Raw genomic sequence first — 25,630 nt, 5'->3', positions numbered from 1 at the left:
CTTATTTAACATAATTCATCTAGATGGTCAATTGTAAAGACTCGAATTTGCATGTGACAAATAAAAATTTACATTGCTATTGAATCATTATACTTCCATTATTTTTAAAATAAAATTCTTTTTCATGTAAAAATCGTATTATTTTTGTTATAATACTTGATGCAAAATAAATAAAATAAATCATTGAGGTAAAAATGCATACAAAAAAATCTTTTTCAACTTATGTAATAAATTTAGACTCTGCGAATCTTACAGTAGAAGAATACTTAAAAAATATTCTTCATTATTCTTCACGTAAACGCCAATTACTTACTCGAAATAAGGGAATTTATTTAAATCGAAAAACAACCTTTATGAAGCGTCAACTAAAAGAAAATGACATATTACGAGTCATGGACTTTCCAGATATAAGTTATGGCGTAACACCACAAAATCAAAAAATTGATATTCTGTATGAAGATGAACATGTAATCGTACTTAATAAACCACCAAAACTATTAACACATCCAACAGGACAAACAACTAATAATACTTTAGCGAATTATTTAGCGTACTATTTTCAATCCAAACAAATTTTATCAACTATCCGACCTATGCATCGCCTTGATCGCGATACCTCAGGATGTATTGTATTCGCCAAAAGCGCACATAGCCAAACTCTGCTAACAAAGCAACTTGAACACCAGATTTTAAAACGTTTCTATCTTGCAATAACCGAAGGATGCCCGCAAGAAAAAAAGGCCACCATCAACCGCCCTATTGCCATACATCCGTCATTCCCTAATCAACGAATAACTTCGTCTACTGGAGAGACAGCAATTACTCATTATGAAGTAATCGAAAATTTAGCAGAGACCCATAGTCTTCTATCATTATCTTTAGAAACAGGTAGGACGCACCAAATACGCGTTCATTTAGCTTCTGTTGGGCTACCTATCTTAGGCGACTCCATGTATGGAAAAAAATCCAATTTAATTTCACATCAATCTCTGCATGCAGCAAAAGTTCAATTTAACCACATTGAAAGCAACCGAAAAATTTTAGTTCAAGCACCAATGCCAAAAGATATGAATGAGTTACTCATCCAGTTACGCAAATAAATTACAGGCAGTCAATCTGACTGCCTGTGTATTTCACTCAATATATTACCCTTGTGCATATGTAGGAATACTATAGCTGCATAATTCTTTATCAATATCAACATTTTTAGGAGTATACAATACGCTATATTCCGAAACTCTCTGTATAGATCCCTCTAAAATATAGCACACCCCATTTACAAAATCACACAATCGCTGCTGTTCAGAAACATCTATAAATTCATAGTTCACAAAAACAGCTTCCTTAGCTTTTAAATGGTCAGCAATTATATTCCCTTGATTAAAACTAGACGGTTCAAACACAAGCACCTTTAAAGCTGGTGCTTCATTCATATATACCTTCAGTGCCGGCCGTTCAGTCTTAGTCATTTCAGGTATATCTTCTTTTTCAATTGGCGCATCATCTTCAGGCATTAGTACATTTGCAATTTTATCAATCAGGTTGTTAGAAGACATCCCCACCGCCTCCTCTAATAACAAAATAATTAACTATCATTATGTCAGTATTCTTCATTTAATTCAAGTTTCCTGCAAAAAAGAATTTTTTCTGCAAAATTTAACAATAATTATTTTTTATTTAATAAAAAGCACTTATTTCCTACGAAAATAAGTGCTTTTATTATTTTATTTTTGCGAATTTTTACGCTCACGACCACGTTGCAAGCGATCAAGGACAGCTTTACGTAAACGGATGCTTTTTGGTGTAACTTCAACCAATTCATCTTTATTAATATATTCCAACGCTTGTTCCAAACTTAAAATACGCGGAGGAACAAGTCGAATTGCTTCATCAGAAGAGCTTGTTCTCATATTAGAAACATGCTTTTTCTTACATGGATTAATATCCATATCCATTTCACGAGAATTTTCCCCAATAATCATACCTTCATATACTGGTTGATTTGGCGATACAAACATCGTACCACGATCTTGTACGCTATAAATACCATATCCAGTTGTTTCACCTTGCTCAAAGGCAACCAAAGCGCCACGTGTACGACCTGGAATATCACCTTTGTAAGGAACATACCCATGGAATAAATGATGCATAATGCCATTTCCTTTTGTATTCGTTAAAAATTCAGAACGAAAACCAATTAACCCGCGTGCTGGAATGACAAATTCCATACGAAGATATCCAGATAACTCAGTCATATTCGCAAGTTCGGCTTTGCGTGTTCCCAATGCTTCCATAACAGTTCCCATAAATTCTTGCGGAACATCAATTGTTAGGTATTCCATTGGCTCACAAAGCTGACCGTTAATTTCTTTGTAAATTACTTCTGGTTTACCAACTTGTAATTCAAAGCCTTCACGACGCATTGTTTCAATTAATATAGATAAATGAAGTTCACCACGTCCAGAAACTTTAAATGTATCAGCATTATCTGTTTCTTCCACTCGTAAGCTTACATTTGTTTCAATTTCTTTAAATAAACGATCGCGCAAATGACGAGAAGTAACAAATTCCCCTTCTTTACCTGCAAACGGACTCGTATTAACTCCAAAAGTCATTGCTAAAGTAGGCTCATCAATATTAATGCTTGGTAAAGCCTCTGGCTGTTCAGCATCAGCAATTGTTTGTCCAATGCTAACATCGCCAAGACCAGTTAATGCAACAATATCACCCAAACCCGCTTCTTGCACTTCAACACGTTTTAACCCTTGATAAGTATATAGTTTACCAATACGTGATCTTGTTTCAACATCACCATTAATGATTACAACACTTTGGTTATACTTCGCACTACCACGAATAATACGACCAATCGCCACACGTCCAACGTATTCATCATTATCTAACGTAGTTACCATAATTTGAAGAGGGCCTTCTGCATCACCTGTTGGTGCAGGAATTTCTTTTAATAATAAATCCATTAATGGATTTAAGTTTTCACTTTCGTCTTCCATCGCCATTTTAGCAATACCGGCACGAGCGGCTGCATAAACAACTGGGAAATCCAATTGATCATCATCTGCGCCAAGTTCCATAAACAATTCGAGTACTTCGTCATAAACATCATCCACACGTTGGTCAGGACGGTCAATTTTGTTAATGACAACGATAGGTTTTAATTTTTGCTCTAAAGCTTTACGCAATACATATTTTGTTTGCGGCATAGGTCCTTCAAAAGCATCAACCAATAACAATACCCCATCGACCATATTTAGTACACGTTCTACTTCTCCACCAAAATCAGCATGCCCTGGTGTATCCACGATATTAATTTTTACATCGTTATACATGACAGCCGTATTTTTTGAAAGAATAGTAATTCCACGTTCACGCTCAAGATCATTCGAGTCCATTACGCGTTCTGCAATTTGCTCATTCGCACGAAACGTTCCATTTTGTTTTAACATCGCATCTACTAATGTAGTTTTACCGTGGTCAACGTGTGCAATAATTGCTATATTTCTTATATCTTGTTTTTCCATTCATTAGCCTCCTAAGTTTTTGAAAAGCCTTGTTTTATCTATCACAATTATTTTTGTAATTTTTTCAACAGCATATGCAATTTTATCACTTTTCCTATGCCATATCAACTATCTTCATAAAATTATTTCATCTTAATAAATAATAAAAATAAAAATGCATCCTTAAATAGTTGACAAAATCAAACTATTCAAGATGCATTTTTATCTCTTCATCCCTTCAATATTATAAATCGTTCATGACTTTTTTCAAATATTTAAGTACCTTTCCTAACCGAACAACGACTTCGCGTAATTTATTCGGTTCACGTGAAACAATAGTAAATAATCTTCTTCTTATTTGACGATAATCAGCTTGTGCCAAACTTAAGAATTCTTCTAATTCTTTTACTGCTGGTTCAATTACAACATCAGTCTCTTTAACCTGCCATTTATCATAATGAATAATTGCTGTATCGCCATACTTCGGAATATATGTGCTATTCCCTAATTTTTCTCCAATATACTGACTCAAAGCCTCAGTTGCATCTGGCTCCCCATGAACTAAAAACACATTATGAGGTTTAGGTCCATCAATACTCGCAAGCCAATCTACGATCTGGCCACGGTCCGCATGAGCAGAAAATCCATCAAGATTATAAATTTTTGCTTTTACACTAACTTCTTCCCCAATAATCTTTACTCGTTTAACCCCTTCTATCAAGCGACGTCCCATACTCCCCTCAGCTTGATATCCTACAAATAATACACTAGTTTCAGGTTTCCATAAATTATGTTTTAAATGATGCAGGATTCTTCCCGCATCCGCCATTCCACTAGCAGAAATGATAATTTTCGCGCCTTTTGTTTCATTTAGTGCTTTTGATTCTTCCGCTGTCTTCGCAATAACTAAATGAGGCATTTCCGGCAGGCTTCCACCCGCAATTAACATTTTAGTAGAATCCTCATCAAACTCTTGTGTATTCTTCGCAAAAATCTGTGTAGCAGCAATTGCCAACGGACTATCTAAAACTACTGGAACATTAGGAATCTTATCTTCCTTCCATAGCTTATATAAATAATACAACAACGTCTGCGTCCGCCCTACTGCAAAAGAAGGAATAATTACATTTCCATCCCTATCGATTGTATCATTTATAATCTCTGCTAATTTTTCCTCTCTATTATAATACTGATGCATGCGATTACCGTATGTAGATTCAACAATTACATAATCAGCACCATGAATTAATGTCGGATCTTTTATAATCGGCTGGTTTGGTTGCCCCAAATCACCAGAAAATAAAAGTTTCGTCGTATGCCCTTCTTCTCGTACATATATTTCTAAAATTGCTGACCCAATAATATGACCAGCATCTCTAAAAACAACTCTAACTTCAGAGGTTATTTGTAAATCAACATCATATGAAACAGGTGCAAACTGCGACAATGCTTCAAACGCCTCATCCACAGTATATAATGGTTCCACTGTTTTTTTACCAACACGCTGTCCTTTTCTATTTGCAATTTCAGCATCTGACTCTTGAATATGCGCACTATCAGGCAACATGATTTTGCATAAATCCACAGTTGCTTTCGTTGCATAAATTGCCCCTTTAAATCCTTGTTTGCAAAGCTTCGGTATTAACCCACAATGATCAATATGCGCATGCGTTAACAATACACAATCAATACTACCAGGGTCATAAAGAAAATCTCGATAATTCAAAGCTCTAACTGCCTTAGCTCCTTGAAACATCCCACAATCAATCAATATTTTTCGATTTGCAACTTCTAACAAAAAAGATGAACCTGTAACCACTTGCGCGGCACCTAAAAATTGTAGTTTCATAACATTGACCTTCTTTCTCTAAGAAGTGATAACTAACCTACTCTTTCTTGTAATTTATTATACTATATTCCCCCTTTTTTCGCCATTATATTGTCTGCCATTTAAACCCTATCTAAAATAAAAAATGATTTCATTCTCAGATTATAGCTATAACTCATACAGCCGTATCCAGAATAAAATCATTTTATAAACAAACACCATCTTAAATATAATACTTTATAAATCTATTTATTTTTCCCCTAACGTCCGCACCTCTGGATACAATTTCACACCATGTTTTTCATAAACTAATCTCTGTACTTCATTGATTAAGTCAAGAACATCTTGTGCTTTTGCATCTCCTGCATTAATAACAAACCCCGCGTGTTTCGGAGATACCTGCGCACCGCCTATTCTAAACCCTTTTAATCCACTTTGCTCTATTAATGTCCCTGCAAAATGGCCAACTGGGCGCTTAAAGGTACTACCAGCACTCGGCATTTCAAGCGGTTGCCTACTTTCACGTCTTTGTGTTAAATCGCCCATTTTATCATGAATTTCTGTATGAATTCCTGACATTAAAGATAATTCTATTTCACAAATAATATCGCCATTTTCTTGGAAAACACTATGACGATACCCAAAGTCCAATTCCTTACGCTCAAATCTTTTTACTTCTCCATCGCGGCTTACGGCTGTAACCGCAGAAACAATATGACTAATTTCTCCATCATAAGCACCAGCATTCATAAAAACTGCCCCACCAATACTTCCAGGAATTCCTACGGCAAACTCCATTCCAGTTAACCCGCATCTCGCCGCAAATTTTGAAACATCTTTAAGGAGGGCTCCCGCTCCAGCAACCACGCTATCTTCTTTTTGTTTTAAGTAAGCAAAACTTTTATCAAACTTTATTACAACACCACGAATTCCACGATCAAGAACTAATACATTAGAACCATTTCCTAAAATCGTAAGCGGCATATCATATGATTTAACAGCTGCCAAAACTTCAGTTAATTCATCAAGTGATGCAGGTAATAACAAATAATCTGCCGGTCCACCAATTTTAAAAGTCGTATGATATTTCATTGGTTCATTAAGCAAAATTTGTTTAGGCTCTAAAACCTTCTGTATTGCTAAAATAAATTCATTTTCTTTGTGCAAAATAAATTCATTCCTTCTCTTTTTATTTTATGTTTTACACTTTATATTATCGTATCTTTATGCTAATTTTATTGCAAATAGAATTTGTTTAGCTATGTTATTATAAAATTAACATAATTCTTTGAAGCCACATTGTTTTAATGCCTCATATGCAACAATTGCCACTGAATTAGAAAGATTAAGTGATCTTGCATCATGAATCATCGGTATTCGAATACAGTTTTCCCAATTTGCCTTTAAAATATCTTCAGGAATTCCTGCTGTTTCCTTGCCAAAAACTAAAAAATCATTCACTTGAAAACTTATTTCACTATATGCTTTTTTTGCCTTTGTTGTATTGTAATAAAACGTTGCTTCAGGATATTTTCCCTGCACTTCAGCGAAATTTTCATGATAATGAATTTTCACCAAATTCCAATAGTCTAATCCTGCTCTTTTTAGATATTTGTCGTCTACAGAAAATCCAAGTGGTTTGACCAAGTGAAGCTCACATCCTGTAGCTGCACATAACCTTGCAATATTCCCCGTATTTCCTGGTATTTCTGGTTCAATTAGTACAATATGCATTTCCTACACCTCTATAAAAATAATGAATAAATTCTTTAATCCGTTAAATATATATCATTCCACAAAGTCAGATAAAATCCTATCACATATTTTAACAATATGCAATTATAAGAAAAATAAGTTGAAGATTTTCAAAATCTTCAACTTATTTTCCTAACCTATTTTATTAATCGAATCTATATCCAGTTCTTTATATTGCTCTAAAAATTCACTTAATTTGTTAACTATCATTTGAATACCCCCAGCTACGTCAGATTCTACATTTAACGCCAGTACAGGTTCATGCAATGACATACGAAGCAAGAACCAACCATCACCACAATTTTCACCTACATTAACTCTTACACCTTCATAATTATTGGGTACTAAACTCCATCCTTCTACCTTTGTAACAAAAGTAGCTAATTCATCTAGAACCATAAATCCATAAGGTTTAAACTCTGTCTTTTTGATACCAATTCTAAAATCCAAACTTTCGACCGGAGTTTTTAGTTTCGTAATTAGACTTTGAATAGATTTGCCTGCTTCATTTAATAATGCCATTTTAATTAAAATTTTTGCAATTAAATAAGCACCATCATCTAGAAAATAATTTTCTTTTAACGCTGCATGTCCAGAGGTTTCAATCGCTAAATAAGATGCAATCCCTTCTTGATTCAATCTTTTTGATTCATTAATAACATTTTTGTAACCGCGTTTAAAGCGATGATGTATGCCGCCTAAACTATCAATAAACTCAGCTAAACCAATAGAAGTAACCGAATCTGTAACAATTGTAGATTTTGGATGTTCTTCTAATATAATAGAGGAAATAAGCGCTATAAGAGCATTTTTATTAACTTCTACACCATCAGAACTTACTACTGCTGCCCTATCTACATCCGTATCAAAAATAATCCCTAAATCAGCTTTAGTATCTAATACCGCTTTTTTGATTGATTCAATAGCTTCATTATTCTCTGGATTTGGTACGTGGTTTGGAAAATTCCCATCAGGATCTAAAAATTGACTTCCTTCTGTGTTTGCCCCTAGCTTTTCTAAAACTTGAGCCGCAAAAAATCCTCCGGCACCATTCCCTGCATCTACAATAATTTTACATCCAGTTAAAGGCCGATCATAATTGGTTTTAGAATTTACACCTTTCCGAATAATATTCACAAGTAAATTTGCATAATCACCAATTAAATTCACACTTTTTACTACAGCCTTCTCAGTTTTTTCACCAACTTCTGTTTTTGAAGCCAATTCAAGAATTGCTTTAATATCTTCTTTTTCACAGCCACCATCTTTTGTGAAAAACTTTAATCCATTGTAATAATATGGCAAATGACTTGCTGTAATCATAACTGAACCATCACATTGATATGCATCCATAACTGTACTCATAAACATTGCAGGTGTTGTTGCCATATGACAATCATAAATTGTACATCCTTGACTCTTTACACCTTCAATAAATGCAGCTTTAATTTCCGGACCTGATAATCTTGAATCCATACCTACTGCAATCTTCAATTGACCAATTTCTTTTTTGCTTGTTTTGCTTATCCAATGCACAAAACCTATTGCGATATATTTTGCCTTTTCTGACGTTAAATTCACTGTTTTTCCTGGTGCTTCAATTGCAATCCCACGAATATCTGTACCATTTTGTAAATCTGACCATATTTCTCTCATCATTCTTCACCAACCTAATTTCAATATATAAATATTACAAACTTCCTCTCAAATAACCCTTTAAATTCTACCTTATTTTTTTTCAGCTGACAAATACTAATTATTTAAGATATAAATAAAAAGAGCATTGCAAAATTTAAATTCACAATGCTCTTTATTGATTAAATCTATTCTAAAACTGCACCAATGCTAGCAGAACCTGCAAGACGTGCATAACGTGATAAATAGCCTTTTGTAATTTTACGTGGAGGTTGTACCCAAGCTGCTTTACGTTTTGCCATGACCTCATCACTAACTATTAAATTTAATTTGCGATTTGGAATATCAATATCTATTTTATCTCCATCTTGTATAAGCGCAATTGGTCCACCAACCATCGCTTCTGGAGATACGTGCCCTATGCAGGCACCACGTGTAGCACCACTAAAGCGACCATCTGTAATCAAGGCAACCTTCAATCCCATTCCTGTAATTACAGCAGTTGGATTTAGCATTTCTCTCATCCCTGGGCCACCTTGTGGTCCTTCATAACGAATTACAACGACATCTCCGTCTTTAATTTTCCCACCGACAATTGCATCAATTGCCGCTTCTTCCGAATCAAAACATTTTGCAGTTCCTTGATACACTAACATATCTTCTGTAACAGCACTTTCTTTTACTACAGCACAATCCGGTGCAAGATTCCCTTGTAAAATTGCAATACCACCTTTATTACGATACGGTGCTTCTACTGTTTTAATGACATCTTGACGAACAATTTCTGCATATTTTATTCTTTCTTCCATTGTTCCCGTAACTGTAAGTGCATCTAAATGAATAATATTGCGTTTTGATAACTCTTTTAAAACAGCATTAATTCCACCTGCCTCATTCAAATCCTGCATATGATGCGTTCCACCAGGACTTAATTTAGTAATATAAGGTGTTTTAGCGCTGATTTCATCAAATAAAGATAATGGAAGATCTATTCCCGCTTCATGTGCAATCGCTGTTAGATGAAGTACCGTATTGGAAGAGCCACCAATCCCCATATCAACTGCAATGGCATTTTCAAATGCTTTTTTTGTTAATATATCTTTAGGTTTTATATCTTCTTTTACTAAATGAAGAATTGTTTCTCCAGCTTTTTTCGCAAGCATTCTACGTTGTCCAAAATATGCCGCTGGAATTGTTCCATTGCCAGGAAGCCCTAACCCAAGTGCTTCAGTTAATGAGTTCATTGTATTTGCTGTAAATAATCCAGCACAAGATCCACATCCGGGACAAACACTTTTTTCTAAATCAGCAAGTTCATCTTCACTCATTTTTCCAGCTTCAAATTTCCCTGCCGCTTCAAACGCATTGCTTACACTTGCATCTTTTCCTTGATAACGTCCGGCTAACATTGGACCACCACTAACAACTATACAAGGAATATTAAGTCTAGCTGCTGCCATAATCATTCCTGGTACAACTTTATCGCAGTTCGGAATCAATACTAAACCATCAAATGCATGTGCTTTTGCTACAGCCTCTATTGAATCAGCAATTAACTCACGACTTGCCAAAGAATATTTCATCCCTTCATGTCCCATTGCAATCCCATCGCAAACACCTATCGCCGGAAATTCTATCGGTGTTCCGCCTGCTGCTGCAACACCAAGTTTCACCGCTTCAGCAATTGTTCTCAAATGAATATGTCCAGGAATAATTTCATTAAAAGAATTCACTACACCAATTAATGGTTTATTTAGATCTTCCGGACCATATCCCATTGCATAGAATAACGACCGGTGCGCCGACCGTGTTGACCCTTTTTTTACTGCATCACTTTTCATAAATTATCTCCTATTCTATATGTTCTATCTCACGAATTGTAAGAATTACTTAACAACCATTGCAATTTTAACTACTCTCTAAAAAGAATAGTTCACTATCAGTTTACAACATTACAATCGTTTAACATTTTATATTTCTCTATAAATTTTTATAATCCTGCCACTCCATAAAATATAATCGCCTACTTCTTTAACTTAACAAATTTTTTTTTGTGCTGTATAATAAAGGTATCTGATAAACGACAATTATTCAGCAATAATAGTTATCGTTTTAAGGATTTGTTTAGCATTCTGACGCAAGGGTATACAACCTGCGCATTAGGAAAGATTTTAGGAGGCACTATGAAAAGATTTGGAGTCATAGGAATCGTACTTGAAAACCCTAACGAAACTGCATATGATGTCAATCAAATTATTAGCCAATACAGCTATTTAATTATTGGCCGGATAGGGGTTCCAAAACACGAAGAAAAAATAGGCTTAATCGCTCTCATCATTGAGGGAACTACCGATGAAGTAGGTGCCTTTACTGGGAAACTAGGAAATCTCTCCGGTGTCACAGTCAAGTCTGCCCTCACCAAGAAACAACATTTCAAGGAGGGATTATCAAATGATTGATAACACGCAAAGAACCAGTGATGCATTTATTGATGACCAGTTAATTTTTCAGTTGCTTGCTGATGGGAAAAGCAAAGCTTCTGATGCAAGTCTCGTAAAACAAATTATTGAGAAAGCCAGAACAAAACACGGATTAACTTCCGCCGAAGTAGCAATCTTATTACAAGTAGAAAATCAAGAATTAATACAGAAGATGTTTTCCACAGCTGCAGAAATTAAAGAAGCTATTTATGGAAAACGAATTGTCCTCTTTGCACCTTTATATATTTCCAGCTATTGTGTAAACAACTGTGTCTATTGTGGCTATTGCGCATCAAACGAGAAACAGCTTCGCCGCCGTCTAAGCATGGAAGATGTCGCACAAGAAGTCAAAATCCTTGAAGCTTTGGGACATAAGCGTTTAGCTGTAGAAGCAGGTGAAGATCCTGTCAATTGCCCAATTGAATATGTAACCGATGTATTAAAACAAATTTATAGTTTAAAATTTGACAACGGCAGTATTCGACGTGCCAATGTAAATATTGCCGCTACTACAATTGAGGATTATGCAAAATTAAAAGCTGCCGGCATCGGCACTTATATTCTCTTCCAAGAAACTTATCATCGCGAAACGTATGCCCGCCTTCATCCATCGGGGCCAAAACACGATTACAACTGGCACACAACGGCAATGGATAGAGCAATGAAAGGCGGCATTGATGATGTTGGCATTGGTACATTATATGGATTATATGATTTTAAATACGATACTGTAGCAATGTTTCTACACGCCGAGCATTTAGAAAAAGAATTCGGTGTTGGACCACATACAATTTCCGTGCCACGCATTCGTCCAGCATCAGATGTCGATTTATCGACTATGCCACATCTCGTAAGTGATGAAGATTTTGCAAAAATCATTGCAATCATCCGCATGGCGGTTCCATATACAGGAATGATTTTATCAACACGCGAAGATCCAGACTATCGAGATACTCTTATTGATTATGGAATTTCACAAATTAGCGCTGCTTCTGGTACAGGTGTTGGTGCATATAAAGAAACTTATAGCGACCATCCTGATCATCAAAACAGTATGCAATTTGAGACCAGTGATCTGCGTTCACCTGATGAAATTATTCAAATGCTTTGTAAAAAAGGGTACGTACCGAGCTACTGTACTGCTTGCTACCGCCAAGGTCGCACTGGCGACCGCTTTATGAGTCTTGCTAAAACTGGTGAAATACAAAATGTTTGCTTACCAAATGCTCTTTTAACCTTTAAAGAATATCTTCTTGACTATGCCAATGAGGAAACAAAAAAAATCGGTGAAGAGTTGATTAACGATCAAATCAAAACAATAGAAAACGAAAAGATTCGCCAAACGACAATCGAACGCCTCCAATTAATCGAAGAGGGAATTCGAGATTTATTTTTCTAATAATAAAAGGACTATTATAAGCAAGTACACTTATAACAGTCCTTTTTATTTGTCTAAAACTCGGGAAATCTATATTTATTTATATATCCTTTATTATTAGATTTATTTACTTTATGAAATATTCGACTATAATCCTTTTAACATATCTAAAATGAAATCATCTTTATGATTTGATTGTGCTAACATAGCCTACGCAGCTTGTGTTAAGAGTTGATACCTCGTATATTCCACAATTTCTTTTGCCATGTCTGCACCACGAATTGTACTTTCCGCATCTGTTAAATTCTCATTGCGCATCTGGCTCTTAGTGCATCATTTCAATTTAAAATATTAACAATTGATACAGCTAATATATTATTCCGTATACTCGTCCCCGTTGTGTTCCTCCTCCATGAATTCATACTTTTGTGGAGCTACATTCACTATTTCTTCGATTATTAATAAAAATGTATATACAATAACAACTTCAATAATTCTGATAAAAATCCGTTTCTTACATTTTATCCATTTTTTTCTTTTAAAAATAAAAAATCACCCCCGATTTTTTAGGTGAAATAAAATCGGGGGTAATTTCTATTTATTCTTCCTTATTTTATAACCAATCCATAAACAGCCAATCCAAATCGGCAATATTCCCACGGCGAGCTGCATATCTTCAATTTGTGTCATAAGTAAGACAATCATAATTAAAAATGCCAAACAAAGATAATTGATATACGGATACCCTATAGATTTAAAATGTAACTGTTCCACTTGATTCTCTCTTATTTTTAACTTACGGAATTTTAAATGTGTTATCGTAATAATCACCCAGCTAACAACAACTGCTGCAACAGCAATTGAAATCAAATACATAAAGACTTTTCCTGGAATAAAATAATTAAGCGCAACTACAATTAATGTAATTCCTGAAGAGACGAAAATTCCTATATAAGGTACACCATTTTTTGCTAACCTCGTAAAAATTTTCGGCGCATCCCCTTGTTTTGCCAAACCATAAAGCATCCGAGAATTACTATAAATTGCACTATTATACACAGATAATGCCGCTGTTAAAACAACGATATTCAATAAGTTTGCTGCTGCTGGAATCCCGATATTAGAAAATATCTGTACAAACGGACTTGCTTCTAATCCAACTTCATTCCATGGATATAATGTCATTAACACAACTAAAGTACCAATATAAAAAATAAGTACACGCCAAATTACCTGATTAATTGCTTTCGGAATTGTTTTATTAGGGTTATCTGCTTCACCCGCTGTAATCCCAATAAGCTCAATTCCCCCAAAAGAAAACATAACAATAACTAAAGATAATGCTAAGCCCCAAATACCATTCGGCATAAAACCACCATGTTGCCATAGGTTAGCAAAACAATCTGGAAAGGCTCCCATCTGCGTAAAAATTAAGTATGTACCAAAAATAATCATACCAATAATTGCAACAACTTTAATAATTGCTGTAAAAAATTCAAACTCACCGTACATTCTTACATTAATCAAATTAATCAAAGTAATAATAATTAAACAAGCTAAAGCAGATACCCACTGCGGAATATCCGGGTACCAATAATTCATATAAATTCCAACGGCGGTTAACTCTGCCATACTCACCACTACATAATTAAACCAATAATTCCATCCAGACAAAAAACCTATAAATTCGTGCCAATAGCTTTTTGCATAAAAACTAAATGAGCCTGAGACAGGATTGTCTACAGCCATTTCCCCAAGCATTCGCATAATAAAGAAAATAATCGTTCCGCCAATAAAATATGACAATGCGATTGCCGGGCCAGCAAGTTGAATCGTCGAAGCCGAACCATAAAAAAGTCCAGTGCCAATTGCCCCGCCTAAAGCAATCATCTGCATATGACGATTCTTTAGTCCCCTTTTCATCTTCTCTTCAGGTACATTTTCCATATACAGTTATCCCCTCCTTAAAAATACATACTTTACTATGATACCATATTATAAGATAAAACTATAGCAAGCTGATTAAAATTCAACCCCGCGTTGCGCTTTTATTCCTTTCTTATATGGATGTTTCACTTCCTTCATTTCAGTTACCAAATCAGCCACTTCAATTAATTCAGGTATTGCATCTCGACCTGTAATTACTAAGTGTAAACTTTCCGGCTTCGTTTTTACTAATTCTAATACAGCTTCTTTTTCAATCAAACCAAATTTAACAGCATAATTTAATTCATCAAGAATAACCATATCCCACTCTGCTGATACAACTTCTTTTTTAGCTCGCCAAAAAGTATTTTGTGCAACTTCTATATGCTTTGATTTTTCTTCACCTTCTGCTTGTTTTACAAAACCTTCTCCCGCCTGTTCAATCATAAGATTAGGAGCAAATTTTTCTAAAGCTTTTAATTCTCCATATTTCCAATTGCCTTTGATAAATTGTAAAATTAATATTTTCAGACCTTGTCCCCAGGCACGGACTGCTAACCCAAGCGCAGCTGTCGTTTTCCCTTTTCCATTTCCCGTATGAACAATAAGTAGCCCTTGTTTTTTCTTGTTCATTTATTCATCCTCCTTACAAATTACTTTGCACTCAATTATACATAGATAAGAAATACTAAACAACTATATTTTATCATTGACATTTTCTTATCAGGAAATTATACTAATGGTACCGAAATGTTTTTTTTAGTACCGTTAGTGGAGGTGAAGCAATGAAAGAGCGGATTATGGCTGCGACTATGGAAGAAGTAAATATTCATGGATTAAAGTTTACAATGAATGATTTGGCCAAACGCTTAAAAATCAGCAAACGTTCTTTATATGAAAATTTTCCATCAAAACAAGACTTGATTGATTCTATTTTGACTATATTATTATCTAATTTAGAAAAACAAGAAGAGGAAATTTATCAAACCCAAATGCCTATCATCGATAAACTTAAAGCATTACTTAGCATCCTTCCATATGAAGCAGAAACTTTTGATAAACACATTTATGAAGATTTAAAAACAGCGTTTCCTGAGCAATGGAAAAAAGTAGAACTTTCGCGAAAAATTCGTATGGAGCGTATTGAAAAAGTATTAAAAGTCGGAATTGATGCTGGGATCATTCGAAATATTAACATTTATGTTTTACAAGAAATTTTAAAAACTTCTTTTGATGCTTTTACCACCTATCGATTCTTAAACTCTAATAATCTTACTTATAAAGATGCTATCAATGCAATGTTAGATATTTTGATTCATGGATTATTAACAGGTAACAAAAAATAATAATAAAAATACAACAATTTTAAGCATTTGTTGTATTTTTATTTGCCATCTTGGTACTTAAAATATTTTTTTGGTACCAGCAGTTTAATATTAGGAGGAAATTTACACATGTTTATAAATCTATCTAAAAAAAATATTTATATCTTCCCTATTTTATTTCTTTTCTCGTTATCAATTTTTACTTCAGGTTGCTCAACCTCTAGTAATGCACAAAATGTAGAATGGGGCCGCAGTGAAGCTAAAGAAATCGATTTAACTTCCAAAATCCCTGGTCGTGTAGTTTCTCTATATGTTAAGGAAGGCGATACTGTTGAAAAAGGGCAAGTCATTGCCAGAATAGATACACGCGATTTAGAAGCACAATTAAATCAAAATCTCGCTAATATCGCAGCAATTCAAGCGCAACAAAACCAAGCATCCACTGTTACAAAGTTAAATGATGCAGTATCAAATTCTAATGTAGATACTGCAATCGCAGGGTTAAGTAAAGCAAGCGCGGACTTAACGATGGCAGAAAACGATTTTTTACGTTTCCAAGAATTATTAAGCTCTGGTGCAGTTTCTCAACAAGTATTTGATTCTTATCAAACGAAATATCAAGTAGCACAATCTAATTATAAACAAGCCGAAACAGCCTTAGCTGCGGCCAAAGCACGTCTTTTACAAGTCGATGTTGATACTGCTAATGAAAAAAATATTGCCAGTAAAATTGAACAAGCAAATGCTGCGATTGAGCAAATAAAAATTGCTTTAGATGAAACTGAAATCAAAGCACCGTTTAGTGGAATTATCACGGCAAAATACATTGAAGAAGGTTCAATTATCTCTCAAGGCATGCCAGTTGTTGCTATTCAAGATCCACTGGACAATTGGGTAAATATTAAAGTTCCCGAAACAGAATTAAATCGTTATAAACTAAATCAAAGCATTTCTTTAATTGGACGTAATGAAGATTTAAAAATCAATGGAACCATCGTTGATATTAGTAAAAAGCCGGAATTTGCAACGTATCGTGGTTCTGATGAAAGAAATAATACCGATATTGTAACCTTTAATGTAAAAATTCAAGTAAACTCCCCAGATATCCGCCCAGGGATGCGATTCAAATTAGCAGGAAGTGAGAATAATTAACATTTTAGCTTTTTATGAAAATAACAAAAAATCTTTATTATTCCTTTGGTTGGTGCCGATTGTTTATTTATTACTATTTGGTTCAACGTATAAAAGCGAAGTAGTTGAACATATCCCAACTGTTATCTACGATCAGGATCAATCTAGCAATAGTCGTGTGTTAATCAACTGCATAAACGATGTAGAAAAATATAAGATTGTTGCATACGCACAAAATGAAGCAACAATGAATGAGATTCTTGCCTCGGGCGATGCTTTATTAGCAGTAGAAATTCCTACAGGATTCAGTCAAGATTTAAAAAATGGGAAATCACCTTCGGTTATGGTAATTACCGATGCTTCTAATTTGATGTTTCACAATGCTGTTATGTCATCTATGGGGCAAATTATGCAAACTTTTAGCGCAGCGGCAGGACAAAAACTACTTGAAGCAGGGAATCAACTCCCTACGCAATCCCTTCACACTGTTGCGCCTCTTACACTTAGTGTCCGCATTATCAATAATCCCGAAATAAGTTACAATAATTTCATGTTGCTTGGTTTGGGCTTAAACGGTCTACAGATCGCGCTTATCATTTTACTAACTCCAATTTTTATGCCTTATTTGCATAATAAAAATAAAATTTCATTTATTTTGAAAAACTCTTTTCGCAAAATGATTCTCCCTTATTGGCTTTGTTCCATTCTGATATTTTTATCATTACCTTATTTAGCACATATATTTTACAATGTGCATTGCATCGCAAATCCCTTCGATATCATACTATTAGGTAGTGCTTTTTGTCTTGCACTTATCGCAATTAGTTCATTCTTTTCCGCAATCAGCCCAAATGCAGTGAATGCCTTACAAACACCGTTGCTATATATCATGCCTGGTCTTTTATTTAGTGGATTAAGTTGGCCATCCTACGCGATGAATGACACCAGTCTACTTCTCGCAAAAGCAATGCCGCTCTATTATACCGGTGATGAGCTTCGCAAATTAATTTTAGCAGGCTCAAGCAGTAATTTATTGTATAATGTGATCGCACTTTATATCATGGCAGCGATATTTTTTATTCTTGCTTTCATTATTTTGAAAATACGTCTCACGATGATAAAAAGGAAGGAGGTCACTTCATGACTTGGTGGCAAATTTTTATGCAAGAATGTACTCTATTGATAAAAAAAGATCCGCGGCGAATCATTTTTATCATTGGAGCACCGATCGCTTATTTATTTTTATTTGGACTCTTATACAGTCCCCAAATTGTAAATCACATTCCTATCGCTATATGTGATGAAGACCAAACTCCGCTGAGTCGTGCAATCATTCAGCAATTATCCGATAGTGAACGATTAAATCTTGTAGCTGTTACAAATAATGAATTTAGAACGCAAGATTTATTTAATCAAAATATAACTATGGCTACAGTCTATATCCCACAAAATTTTTCGCAGCAAATTAAAACTGGCATCAGTTCCAAAATCCTGTTAACGGTTGACGGTAGTAATCTTATTAGCACAAATACACTTTTAACAACAATTCAGCCAATCATCGCGAACACAACGGCAAATGTATCCGCCCAATTATTAAATGCAAATTTAACAGCACCTACTAATACCCTTGGTAAAGTTATGCCTGTTCAATTGCAATACCGCGTACTGCATAATCAAAATGAAAGTTATCTGTATTTCTTTCTAATCGGTCTTGCAATGGCAGCATTTCAACAGGGAATATTTCTTTCTACTGGGGCATCTTTTCTCGCACAGCCGCTTAATATTCCTGACAATCGTTATCGCAGTCTTCTCTATCACTTTTCCGCAAAGTTAACGCCATATTTTCTTAGTTCCATTTTTGCTTTCGCACTTACAATCTATACAGCAATTCATTATTTTAACTTACCAAACTTATTTTCTTTCATTGAATTAAGTGCATTGGGCGTTGCCTTTACTTGTGCGGCAATCGCATTTACACTTCTGCTATCCTCCTTTATAAAAAGCGAATTAAATTTCACTAGATGCTCTATTATCTATACTGTTCCCGCCTTTATCTTATCAGGGTATATATGGCCCTATCAATCCATGAGTCTAGTTAGCAAACTTCTTTCCTACCTATTTCCGATTACGTATTTATCTAGTACTTGCCGTGAAATCATCCTAACAGGTACTTCCCCCAATACATGGAATGATGTATTAGTCTTAAACTTAATTTGCCTTATCTGCACCTGTATTGGTTTATTCCAATACAAAAAAACACTCGCTCAAGCATAGAAAAAAGCGAAAGAATCTCGTTATGAATTCTTTCGCTTTTTCACTCTTTATCTAAAATTAATAAATTGAAGATCAATCTCTAAATCAGCTTGTCTTAATTTTGCAATGACTTGCTGTAAATCATCTTTATTCTTCCCTGATACACGGACTTGATCATCTTGAATCTGCGCTTGCACTTTGAGTTTCGACTCTTTAATCAGATTGATGATTTTTTTTGCATTTTCCTTGCTGATGCCGCTTTTTATCTTTATCATTTGGCGAACAGTCCCTTTTGCCGCTGGTTCTACTTTCCCGTAATCAAAACACTTAACTGACACATTGCGTTTAATCGCTTTTGAGCGGAAAATATCGAGTACATTCTCCAGCTTAAATTCATCATCGGATATCACTTTAAGGTCATTACCTTCTAAAGTGATATCCGATTTACTGTTTCGAAAATCAAATCTTTGTCCGATTTCTTTCATCGCTTGACTAATCGCATTATTAACTTCTTGCATATCTGTTTCTGATACAATATCAAAAGATGAGTCCTTTGCCATAATAAGCCTCCTTATTCATTTCCTATTTTTATAATAATCTGTATTGTGCGTGTAAACAAAACATAGAAAAAAGCGAACACACCACCTACAGTAAAAAAGAACGCTATCGGTTTTATGATAATTAAATCGGCTGTTCCCACAAGGGTTAATGCCATCGTCATTGTATACGCGGCAAACAGGTTTCCATAATTTTTACATCTAGCCTTTGGCGCAATACAAAACCAAACTAGAAAACCTGCGAAAAGTGCATATAGATTAGGGCTAATTTCCATTTTTAGTACAAAAATCCTCCTTTATTATGTAATCTATTTATATAATGCATTATATCATATTTTATTTTTAAAGTACGCTAAAAATCATATATTAAAAAATATATTAAACTTCTCACGTCAAATTCAATACAAAACAATAAAGTAACTATGTGAAAATTCATAAGATTTTGTATCACTCTTACCTCCAAATTCATAGGATACGGTAAATTAAGACTTGATTCAGATGGAGTTTTACTCCCTCTGAGTCTTAGCCGCCCTTATCCAGTAACTTAACCGTTCACCTGGTCCTATGGTTATAATTCCCATATGTAAAATGTGGAAGCCTAAAAGCCACGAACCAAAATCTCCGATTTTGTGTGACGTATATTTCGTCAGATGAGCGGATTAGTATCGGATAAATAATAAACATATTTTAGCGTTAAAAAGGAGGCTTGTTATCCTATGGATTGTCATTATCCTCATTGGTATAAAAACAACGATTCTAGTGATTCATGTAAAGATATGCAAGACTGTAATCATTATGATCCGAGATTATATGCAATGCCAGATGCATCTTTTAAAGATCGATTACTAGGCATGCTCGGAAATAAAATTATTTTCTCAGTAGACGCAAGAGTTTGCGGTAAAGAGACTTTATGCGGCTCGCTTTGCTACGTTGGCTGCGATTTTATCATTGTGAATATTTGCCTAAAACGTAAACCAATTTCTATGTATGTCCCTATTTGTAAGATTCGTTTTCTTGCTTTAGATCAATAGGAGGTGAATAAGTTGAGTGTATTTCGCCCTCGCAAAGCAGCAGCGATTGACTATGCTCATGTAAAATACTTACATGATGAATGTATTGAACAACTAGAATTAATGAAAATTTCTTTAGAATCTGCCCAGCTTTCTAATGATGAAATTCGGGATCAATTAGACTATATGGCCCAAAATCATTGGCAGTTCTATTTAGATACATTACATCTTTTATCAATGCATGACAATGATTTAAAAGACTCTTTATTAAAAGTTGGTCTAAACGCTCGTAATACAGAATCTAATCAAGAAAAAGAATACCAAGTGAAAAGGGTTCTTCTTTTAGCTCTAACTACAAGTCTTATTAAAAGACATCGTCGTATGGAGTATGTATTTTCTAATCAAAATAATCCTGCAAAAGATTTTCTTTCTCTTGCAGCACCAATTGAGCGTGATTACCTAGTAACTACAATTACAATCATTCATAATCTAATTTAATCAGCAAGGGAATGATAATATTTCATTCCCTATTAATTTTTGAATCTATATATTATAATACATTCATATCTAAAAAAGAAGGAGTTTTCATGACTACATTTATTGTACCCGAAAATACACCCGCTCAACCGCTGAAAGATTTTTTAAGGAAAATTTGTGGAATATCTTTGACCGGCTGGCGTAAAATAAAACAGAGTGATTCTTTAAAAATTAATGGAATCATAACCAGTCCTGGACGAGCTGTCATTTATCCAAAAGATATCATAACGTATGAATTATGTTTAAAAAAGAAGAATTCTATGCAACCAATGCCTATTCCTATAGACATTATTTTTGAGGATGAATATTTATTAGTGATTAATAAACCTGCAAATATGCTTGTTCATCCAACGACTAAAGAACATCATCATACGTTAGCCAATGCAGTATTATTCCATTATCAAAAAAATAACTTATCATTAAATTATCATCCAGTGCACAGGCTTGATAAAAATACGTCTGGTCTCGTTCTTATCGCCAAATATCCACATATTCAGCATCAATTTTCTCATGCGCTAGAAAACAAATTGCTTGCACGTAATTATATCGCAATTATACAAGGAAATATTGCTAATGAAAATGGAATTATAAATCTGCCAATTGCTAGGCATCCTAATAGTATTATTGAACGTATTGTTTCTTCTTCTGGGCAAGAAGCAATTACGCATTACCAAGTAGTCGAAAGGTATCTTAATGCTTGTCAAATAAAATTATCATTAAAAACTGGTAGAACCCATCAAATTCGAGTACATTTATCATATTTAGGGCATCCTATTATTGGTGATGATTTATATGGGGGGGACATATCTTTATTACAGCGTCAAGCCTTGCACGCTTTTAATTTAACTTTTACTCATCCAGTTACTAAACAAACCTTAAGCTTTAATAGTCCACTACCAAATGATATAGAAAAATTACTCATACAGCTAAAAACTCTGTAGACAATCTGCTAATAAAATATAATTCAATTATTTTAAAGCTTTTAAATTTTTTATTGCCTACAATCTTTATTTTTCAATGTATTTTTACATCTATACTTTTTATTTTTCTTTTGTAAAATAAAAACTTTTCCTTAAAAGTTAAATAAATCTTCACATCTTATAAAAATTTTTAAATAAATAAAAAATTTTTACTACCATTACCTATAAGTTATGGTATAATTACTACGTAAAGAAAATAAAACTAAATTCAGGAGGTAATATTATGCCATTAGTTACATCTACGGAAATGTTTAAAAAAGCTTACGAAGGCCATTATGCGATTGGTGCATTTAATGTTAATAATATGGAGATCATTCAAGGGATTGTATCTGCTGCTAAAGAAGTACAAGCACCTCTTATTTTGCAAGTTTCCGCTGGTGCTCGTAAATATGCAAATCATGTTTACTTAACAAAATTAGTTGAAGCTGCTATTGAAGATAGTGGTCTTCCAATATGTCTACATTTAGATCATGGCGCTGATTTTGAGATTTGCAAATCTTGTATTGATGGCGGATTTACTTCCGTTATGATTGATGGATCTCACCATAGTTTTGAAGATAATATCGAGTTAACAAAACGTGTAGTTGACTATGCACATAGCAAAGGTGTCGTTGTTGAAGGGGAATTAGGACAGCTTGCAGGTATTGAAGATGACGTAAATGTATCTGCAGAAAATGCTTCTTACACGCAACCGGATCAAGTTGAAGAGTTCGTTTCAAAAACAGGTGTTGATTCTCTTGCTATTGCTATCGGAACAAGCCATGGTGCTTTTAAATTTAAACCTGGACAAAAACCACAGCTACGTTTTGATATTTTAAAAGAAGTAGAAAAGCGTTTGCCTAATTTTCCAATTGTTTTACATGGTGCTTCTTCTGTTGTTCCTAAATATGTTGATATCATTAATAAATATGGTGGAAATCTTGATAATGCAATTGGCATTCCAGAAGATATGTTACGTGAAGCTTCGAAGATGGCAGTTTGTAAAATCAACATTGATTCCGATTTGCGTTTAGCAATGACTGCTGGAGTCAGAGAATACCTAGCTTTACATCCTGAACATTTCGATCCTAGACAATATTTAAAACCAGCGAGAGAAAATATTAAAGATGTAGTAAAACATAAATTAGTTCATGTTTTAGGCTGCGACGGCAAAGCTTAATACAAAAAGGACGAAGGTATAGCATGCCTTCGTCTTTTTATATAATAAATGCAAAAATACTGCTTGACCATAATGGTCAAGCAGTATTTTTTAAATTTCAAATAAATTATGCGTTTTATCAAGAATCTTATCTCGTCGCTCTTTTGCCTCATAAAAATAATCATAAATGTTTTCTCTATTTTTATTCTTTATATCAATAATCACCGTATCAATGATTTCTTTTAACTCTTCTAAATGAGCCATAATTGCTTCTGGATTTGACATACAAATATCCGCCCACATATCCGCATTAGAAGAGGCAATTCGCGTTGTATCCTTAAATCCACCACCCGCAAGCTTTAAATTCGCCTCAATGTCATTTTTATTATGATTTAATAGCGTAACTAACGCCGCTGCAGTTACATGTGGCACATGGCTGATAATCGAGGCGCAACGATCATGTTTAGCTATATCCAGTGTTGTAATGTTCGCACCAGTAAGTTTCAGAATAGAACATATCTTGTGAACAACTTTACGTGGTGCCCCGGTATCCTCAACAATCACATAACATTTATTTTTAAATAAATTTGCATCAGCTGCTTTTATTCCACTATGTTCTTTTCCTGCCATAGGATGTCCAGCAACATAATAAATATCAGGCGGTAAAATTTTTCTTAATTGTTGCCATATAAATTGTTTTGTACTTCCTGTATCCGTAATTACCGCTCCTGATTTTATAAATGGCAATATCTTTTCAACCATTGGCCCAATCTGTAATACCGGAGTACTAAAAAAAATGATATCTGCATCTTTTACCGCTTGTGCATAATCACTAGTCGCCATATCTACAGCACCACGTTCGACAGCAATACGTAAAGTTTCGCGATTTTTATCCAAACCTGAAATACAAACTTTATCCCGCAATTCTTTTTTTAGTGCTAATCCAATTGAGCCGCCAATTAATCCAATCCCAACAATGCAAATTTTTAATTCGCTCATCTTAATTTTTTCCCCATAAGTTGAGCGAATTTTTCAACCTCGTTCATTACTTCATTAAAGTTGCTAGGAGTTAACGATTGCTTCCCATCGCACAAAGCAATCTCCGGATTTGGATGTACTTCAATCATTAATCCATCCGCGCCAGCAGCAATTGCAGCTCTTGCCATTGGACGAACCATTTGCCAACGCCCAGTACCATGACTAGGATCAACAATAACTGGTAAATGCGATAATTCTTTTACAATAGCTACTGCGCCTAAATCTAAAGTATTTCTTGTGTAAGTTTCATAAGTACGAATTCCACGTTCACAAAGAATAACATTGTAATTTCCCTCTGCCATAATGTATTCAGCTGCATTTAACCATTCACTAATTGTCGCAGATAGACCCCGTTTTAGTAAAACTGGTTTATTAGCTTTTCCAACTACTTTTAATAATTGGAAATTTTGCATGTTGCGTGCACCAACTTGTAATACATCAGCGTATTCACAATGCATGTCAATGGCATTTACGTCAACAATTTCTGTAACTACTTTTAGTCCAGTTTCTTGTCCAACCTCAGCGAGCATTTTTAATCCTTTTTCAGCTAAACCTTGAAAATCATACGGAGACGTGCGTGGCTTAAATGCCCCTCCCCGTAAGAAATGAGCTCCTGCAACTTTCACTGCTGTAGCAGCTTCTAGAAGTTGCTCTCTACTTTCAACTGCACAAGGGCCAGCCATAACGCCTAATTGTCCTCCACCAATTTTTACACCGCCAATGTCAACTATGCTATCTTCGCGTTTAAATTCGCGCCCAACCAATTTATAACTTTCTGTAATAGATACAGCTTTTTCTACCCCTGGGAAAACTTCAACTTGCAATTGAGCAATCGTTTTCTTATCGCCAATTACACCGATTATAGTTCTTGTATGACCTTCAGATAAGTGGACTTGTAATCCAGCTGCGGAAATCTTATTTATTACTTGTTCAATTTGTTCTCTTCCAACTCCTGGTTTCATTACAATAATCATATCTTTTTCCCCCAATAATTTAAATTTAAGTACAAAAAAACCCGCCCCTATATCAGGGACGAGTTAAACTACCCGTGGTACCACCCTGCTTGCCAAAGCAAGCCACTCAATTCAAGTACATACATACTCTAGCCTATGATAACGGTGGCATTCCGACACAGCCTATT

The 25,630-nt window shown here is 34.6% G+C and carries 25 protein-coding genes and 1 other annotated feature (1 of these 26 only partly in view); of the genes, 11 read left to right on the top strand and 14 right to left on the bottom strand.

Annotation, left to right across the window (positions count from 1 at the left end; translation table 11 throughout):
* The first annotated feature begins 194 nt into the window (after positions 1 to 194).
* Positions 195 to 1,100 (top strand): RluA family pseudouridine synthase, encoded by a 906-nt coding sequence (locus tag P3F81_RS04915; RefSeq protein WP_147668156.1) that lies wholly within the window; start codon positions 195 to 197, stop codon positions 1,098 to 1,100.
* 45 nt (positions 1,101 to 1,145) lie between these two features.
* Here the strand turns inward: P3F81_RS04915 and P3F81_RS04910 are convergent, their stop codons facing one another.
* The 7 genes from P3F81_RS04910 to ilvD form a co-directional block, all read right to left on the bottom strand.
* Positions 1,146 to 1,556, bottom strand: coding sequence for a cell division protein SepF (locus P3F81_RS04910; protein ID WP_147668154.1), 411 nt, complete (start codon positions 1,554 to 1,556; stop codon positions 1,146 to 1,148).
* A 168-nt stretch (positions 1,557 to 1,724) separates the two neighbouring features.
* Entirely contained in the window at positions 1,725 to 3,539 is a 1,815-nt protein-coding gene (gene typA / locus P3F81_RS04905; protein ID WP_147668152.1) for a translational GTPase TypA, read from the bottom strand.
* A 223-nt stretch (positions 3,540 to 3,762) separates the two neighbouring features.
* Positions 3,763 to 5,367, bottom strand: coding sequence for an MBL fold metallo-hydrolase RNA specificity domain-containing protein (locus P3F81_RS04900; RefSeq protein WP_147668150.1), 1,605 nt, complete (start codon positions 5,365 to 5,367; stop codon positions 3,763 to 3,765).
* A 228-nt stretch (positions 5,368 to 5,595) separates the two neighbouring features.
* The gene (murB, locus tag P3F81_RS04895) at positions 5,596 to 6,513 is read right to left on the bottom strand and encodes a UDP-N-acetylmuramate dehydrogenase (RefSeq protein WP_147668148.1); all 918 of its coding nucleotides are present in this window, start codon (positions 6,511 to 6,513) and stop codon (positions 5,596 to 5,598) included.
* Positions 6,514 to 6,621: 108 nt separating this feature from the next.
* A complete protein-coding gene (gene trmL, locus P3F81_RS04890; RefSeq protein WP_147668146.1) occupies positions 6,622 to 7,080 on the bottom strand; it encodes a tRNA (uridine(34)/cytosine(34)/5-carboxymethylaminomethyluridine(34)-2'-O)-methyltransferase TrmL in 459 nt (152 codons plus the stop codon).
* Positions 7,081 to 7,233: 153 nt separating this feature from the next.
* Entirely contained in the window at positions 7,234 to 8,757 is a 1,524-nt protein-coding gene (locus tag P3F81_RS04885; RefSeq protein WP_147668253.1) for a phosphohexomutase domain-containing protein, read from the bottom strand.
* Positions 8,758 to 8,924: 167 nt separating this feature from the next.
* Entirely contained in the window at positions 8,925 to 10,577 is a 1,653-nt protein-coding gene (gene ilvD / locus P3F81_RS04880) for a dihydroxy-acid dehydratase (RefSeq protein WP_147668144.1), read from the bottom strand.
* A 342-nt stretch (positions 10,578 to 10,919) separates the two neighbouring features.
* On the opposite strand from ilvD, the gene P3F81_RS04875 reads away from it, so the two are divergent.
* Together P3F81_RS04875 and hydG are read left to right on the top strand one after the other, a co-directional pair.
* The gene (locus P3F81_RS04875; RefSeq protein ID WP_147668141.1) at positions 10,920 to 11,195 is read left to right on the top strand and encodes a TM1266 family iron-only hydrogenase system putative regulator; all 276 of its coding nucleotides are present in this window, start codon (positions 10,920 to 10,922) and stop codon (positions 11,193 to 11,195) included.
* Positions 11,188 to 12,615 (top strand): [FeFe] hydrogenase H-cluster radical SAM maturase HydG, encoded by a 1,428-nt coding sequence (hydG, locus tag P3F81_RS04870; RefSeq protein ID WP_147668139.1) that lies wholly within the window; start codon positions 11,188 to 11,190, stop codon positions 12,613 to 12,615. The genes P3F81_RS04875 and hydG overlap by 8 nt, the downstream gene beginning before the upstream one ends.
* A gap of 189 nt (positions 12,616 to 12,804) precedes the next feature.
* Here hydG and P3F81_RS04865 read toward each other — a convergent pair whose 3' ends face one another.
* The 3 genes from P3F81_RS04865 to cobO form a co-directional block, all read right to left on the bottom strand.
* On the bottom strand, positions 12,805 to 12,912 hold the full coding sequence (locus P3F81_RS04865) for a flagellin (RefSeq protein ID WP_147668137.1): 108 nt from the start codon (positions 12,910 to 12,912) through the stop codon (positions 12,805 to 12,807).
* 276 nt (positions 12,913 to 13,188) lie between these two features.
* A complete protein-coding gene (locus P3F81_RS04860) occupies positions 13,189 to 14,541 on the bottom strand; it encodes an amino acid permease (RefSeq protein ID WP_147668134.1) in 1,353 nt (450 codons plus the stop codon).
* Positions 14,542 to 14,616: 75 nt separating this feature from the next.
* Positions 14,617 to 15,153 (bottom strand): cob(I)yrinic acid a,c-diamide adenosyltransferase, encoded by a 537-nt coding sequence (gene cobO, locus P3F81_RS04855; RefSeq protein ID WP_147668132.1) that lies wholly within the window; start codon positions 15,151 to 15,153, stop codon positions 14,617 to 14,619.
* Between the two features lie 152 nt (positions 15,154 to 15,305).
* Between cobO and P3F81_RS04850 the strand changes: the two genes are divergently transcribed.
* From P3F81_RS04850 to P3F81_RS04835, 4 genes are all read left to right on the top strand, one after another.
* Positions 15,306 to 15,866 (top strand): TetR/AcrR family transcriptional regulator, encoded by a 561-nt coding sequence (locus P3F81_RS04850; RefSeq protein ID WP_147668130.1) that lies wholly within the window; start codon positions 15,306 to 15,308, stop codon positions 15,864 to 15,866.
* 108 nt (positions 15,867 to 15,974) lie between these two features.
* Positions 15,975 to 16,997: an HlyD family secretion protein gene (locus tag P3F81_RS04845; protein WP_147668128.1), complete on the top strand. Its 1,023-nt coding sequence runs from the start codon at positions 15,975 to 15,977 to the stop codon at positions 16,995 to 16,997.
* On the top strand, positions 16,984 to 18,120 hold the full coding sequence (locus P3F81_RS04840) for an ABC transporter permease (RefSeq protein WP_147668126.1): 1,137 nt from the start codon (positions 16,984 to 16,986) through the stop codon (positions 18,118 to 18,120). Before P3F81_RS04845 ends, P3F81_RS04840 begins: the two co-directional genes overlap by 14 nt.
* Positions 18,117 to 19,250, top strand: a complete 1,134-nt coding sequence (locus P3F81_RS04835) for an ABC transporter permease (RefSeq protein ID WP_147668124.1) — start codon at positions 18,117 to 18,119, stop codon at positions 19,248 to 19,250. Before P3F81_RS04840 ends, P3F81_RS04835 begins: the two co-directional genes overlap by 4 nt.
* Before the next feature lie 47 nt (positions 19,251 to 19,297).
* Here P3F81_RS04835 and P3F81_RS04830 read toward each other — a convergent pair whose 3' ends face one another.
* Positions 19,298 to 19,789, bottom strand: coding sequence for a YajQ family cyclic di-GMP-binding protein (locus P3F81_RS04830; RefSeq protein WP_147668122.1), 492 nt, complete (start codon positions 19,787 to 19,789; stop codon positions 19,298 to 19,300).
* 11 nt (positions 19,790 to 19,800) lie between these two features.
* Entirely contained in the window at positions 19,801 to 20,061 is a 261-nt protein-coding gene (locus tag P3F81_RS04825) for a hypothetical protein (RefSeq protein ID WP_147668119.1), read from the bottom strand.
* Between the two features lie 441 nt (positions 20,062 to 20,502).
* Between P3F81_RS04825 and P3F81_RS04820 the strand changes: the two genes are divergently transcribed.
* The 4 genes from P3F81_RS04820 to fba all read left to right on the top strand — a co-directional run bounded on the left by P3F81_RS04820 (position 20,503) and on the right by fba (position 23,472).
* Positions 20,503 to 20,817 carry a hypothetical protein gene (locus tag P3F81_RS04820; RefSeq protein ID WP_147668117.1) on the top strand — a complete coding sequence of 105 codons (315 nt, stop codon included), beginning with the start codon at positions 20,503 to 20,505 and terminating at the stop codon, positions 20,815 to 20,817.
* A 12-nt stretch (positions 20,818 to 20,829) separates the two neighbouring features.
* Entirely contained in the window at positions 20,830 to 21,294 is a 465-nt protein-coding gene (locus tag P3F81_RS04815) for a hypothetical protein (protein WP_147668115.1), read from the top strand.
* An 89-nt stretch (positions 21,295 to 21,383) separates the two neighbouring features.
* On the top strand, positions 21,384 to 22,274 hold the full coding sequence (locus P3F81_RS04810; protein ID WP_147668113.1) for an RluA family pseudouridine synthase: 891 nt from the start codon (positions 21,384 to 21,386) through the stop codon (positions 22,272 to 22,274).
* Between the two features lie 262 nt (positions 22,275 to 22,536).
* Positions 22,537 to 23,472, top strand: a complete 936-nt coding sequence (fba, locus tag P3F81_RS04805; protein WP_147668111.1) for a class II fructose-1,6-bisphosphate aldolase — start codon at positions 22,537 to 22,539, stop codon at positions 23,470 to 23,472.
* Positions 23,473 to 23,562: 90 nt separating this feature from the next.
* Here the strand turns inward: fba and P3F81_RS04800 are convergent, their stop codons facing one another.
* Positions 23,563 to 24,450, bottom strand: coding sequence for a prephenate dehydrogenase (locus P3F81_RS04800; protein ID WP_147668109.1), 888 nt, complete (start codon positions 24,448 to 24,450; stop codon positions 23,563 to 23,565).
* Entirely contained in the window at positions 24,447 to 25,463 is a 1,017-nt protein-coding gene (gene aroF, locus P3F81_RS04795) for a 3-deoxy-7-phosphoheptulonate synthase (RefSeq protein ID WP_147668107.1), read from the bottom strand. Before aroF ends, P3F81_RS04800 begins: the two co-directional genes overlap by 4 nt.
* A gap of 51 nt (positions 25,464 to 25,514) precedes the next feature.
* Positions 25,515 to 25,630: a binding site (T-box leader), on the bottom strand; it runs 122 nt beyond the window's last position.

Origin of the sequence: Selenobaculum gibii (genome assembly GCF_030273445.1) — a bacterium.
Taxonomy (GTDB): domain Bacteria; phylum Bacillota; class Negativicutes; order ICN-92133; family ICN-92133; genus Selenobaculum; species Selenobaculum gibii.
Note: the sequence above shows the minus strand (reverse complement) of the source record. Positions and strands in the feature narration are given on the sequence as shown.

Coding starts and splice junctions, on each gene's coding strand:
- P3F81_RS04915 (WP_147668156.1), top strand. CDS start 195: ATGCATACAAAAAAATCTTTTTCAACTTATGTAATAAATTTAGACTCT.
- P3F81_RS04910 (WP_147668154.1), bottom strand. CDS start 1,556: ATGTCTTCTAACAACCTGATTGATAAAATTGCAAATGTACTAATGCCT.
- typA (WP_147668152.1), bottom strand. CDS start 3,539: ATGGAAAAACAAGATATAAGAAATATAGCAATTATTGCACACGTTGAC.
- P3F81_RS04900 (WP_147668150.1), bottom strand. CDS start 5,367: ATGAAACTACAATTTTTAGGTGCCGCGCAAGTGGTTACAGGTTCATCT.
- trmL (WP_147668146.1), bottom strand. CDS start 7,080: ATGCATATTGTACTAATTGAACCAGAAATACCAGGAAATACGGGGAAT.
- P3F81_RS04885 (WP_147668253.1), bottom strand. CDS start 8,757: ATGAGAGAAATATGGTCAGATTTACAAAATGGTACAGATATTCGTGGG.
- ilvD (WP_147668144.1), bottom strand. CDS start 10,577: ATGAAAAGTGATGCAGTAAAAAAAGGGTCAACACGGTCGGCGCACCGG.
- P3F81_RS04875 (WP_147668141.1), top strand. CDS start 10,920: ATGAAAAGATTTGGAGTCATAGGAATCGTACTTGAAAACCCTAACGAA.
- hydG (WP_147668139.1), top strand. CDS start 11,188: ATGATTGATAACACGCAAAGAACCAGTGATGCATTTATTGATGACCAG.
- P3F81_RS04865 (WP_147668137.1), bottom strand. CDS start 12,912: ATGCGCAATGAGAATTTAACAGATGCGGAAAGTACAATTCGTGGTGCA.
- P3F81_RS04860 (WP_147668134.1), bottom strand. CDS start 14,541: ATGGAAAATGTACCTGAAGAGAAGATGAAAAGGGGACTAAAGAATCGT.
- cobO (WP_147668132.1), bottom strand. CDS start 15,153: ATGAACAAGAAAAAACAAGGGCTACTTATTGTTCATACGGGAAATGGA.
- P3F81_RS04850 (WP_147668130.1), top strand. CDS start 15,306: ATGAAAGAGCGGATTATGGCTGCGACTATGGAAGAAGTAAATATTCAT.
- P3F81_RS04845 (WP_147668128.1), top strand. CDS start 15,975: ATGTTTATAAATCTATCTAAAAAAAATATTTATATCTTCCCTATTTTA.
- P3F81_RS04835 (WP_147668124.1), top strand. CDS start 18,117: ATGACTTGGTGGCAAATTTTTATGCAAGAATGTACTCTATTGATAAAA.
- P3F81_RS04830 (WP_147668122.1), bottom strand. CDS start 19,789: ATGGCAAAGGACTCATCTTTTGATATTGTATCAGAAACAGATATGCAA.
- P3F81_RS04825 (WP_147668119.1), bottom strand. CDS start 20,061: ATGGAAATTAGCCCTAATCTATATGCACTTTTCGCAGGTTTTCTAGTT.
- P3F81_RS04820 (WP_147668117.1), top strand. CDS start 20,503: ATGGATTGTCATTATCCTCATTGGTATAAAAACAACGATTCTAGTGAT.
- P3F81_RS04810 (WP_147668113.1), top strand. CDS start 21,384: ATGACTACATTTATTGTACCCGAAAATACACCCGCTCAACCGCTGAAA.
- fba (WP_147668111.1), top strand. CDS start 22,537: ATGCCATTAGTTACATCTACGGAAATGTTTAAAAAAGCTTACGAAGGC.
- P3F81_RS04800 (WP_147668109.1), bottom strand. CDS start 24,450: ATGAGCGAATTAAAAATTTGCATTGTTGGGATTGGATTAATTGGCGGC.
- aroF (WP_147668107.1), bottom strand. CDS start 25,463: ATGATTATTGTAATGAAACCAGGAGTTGGAAGAGAACAAATTGAACAA.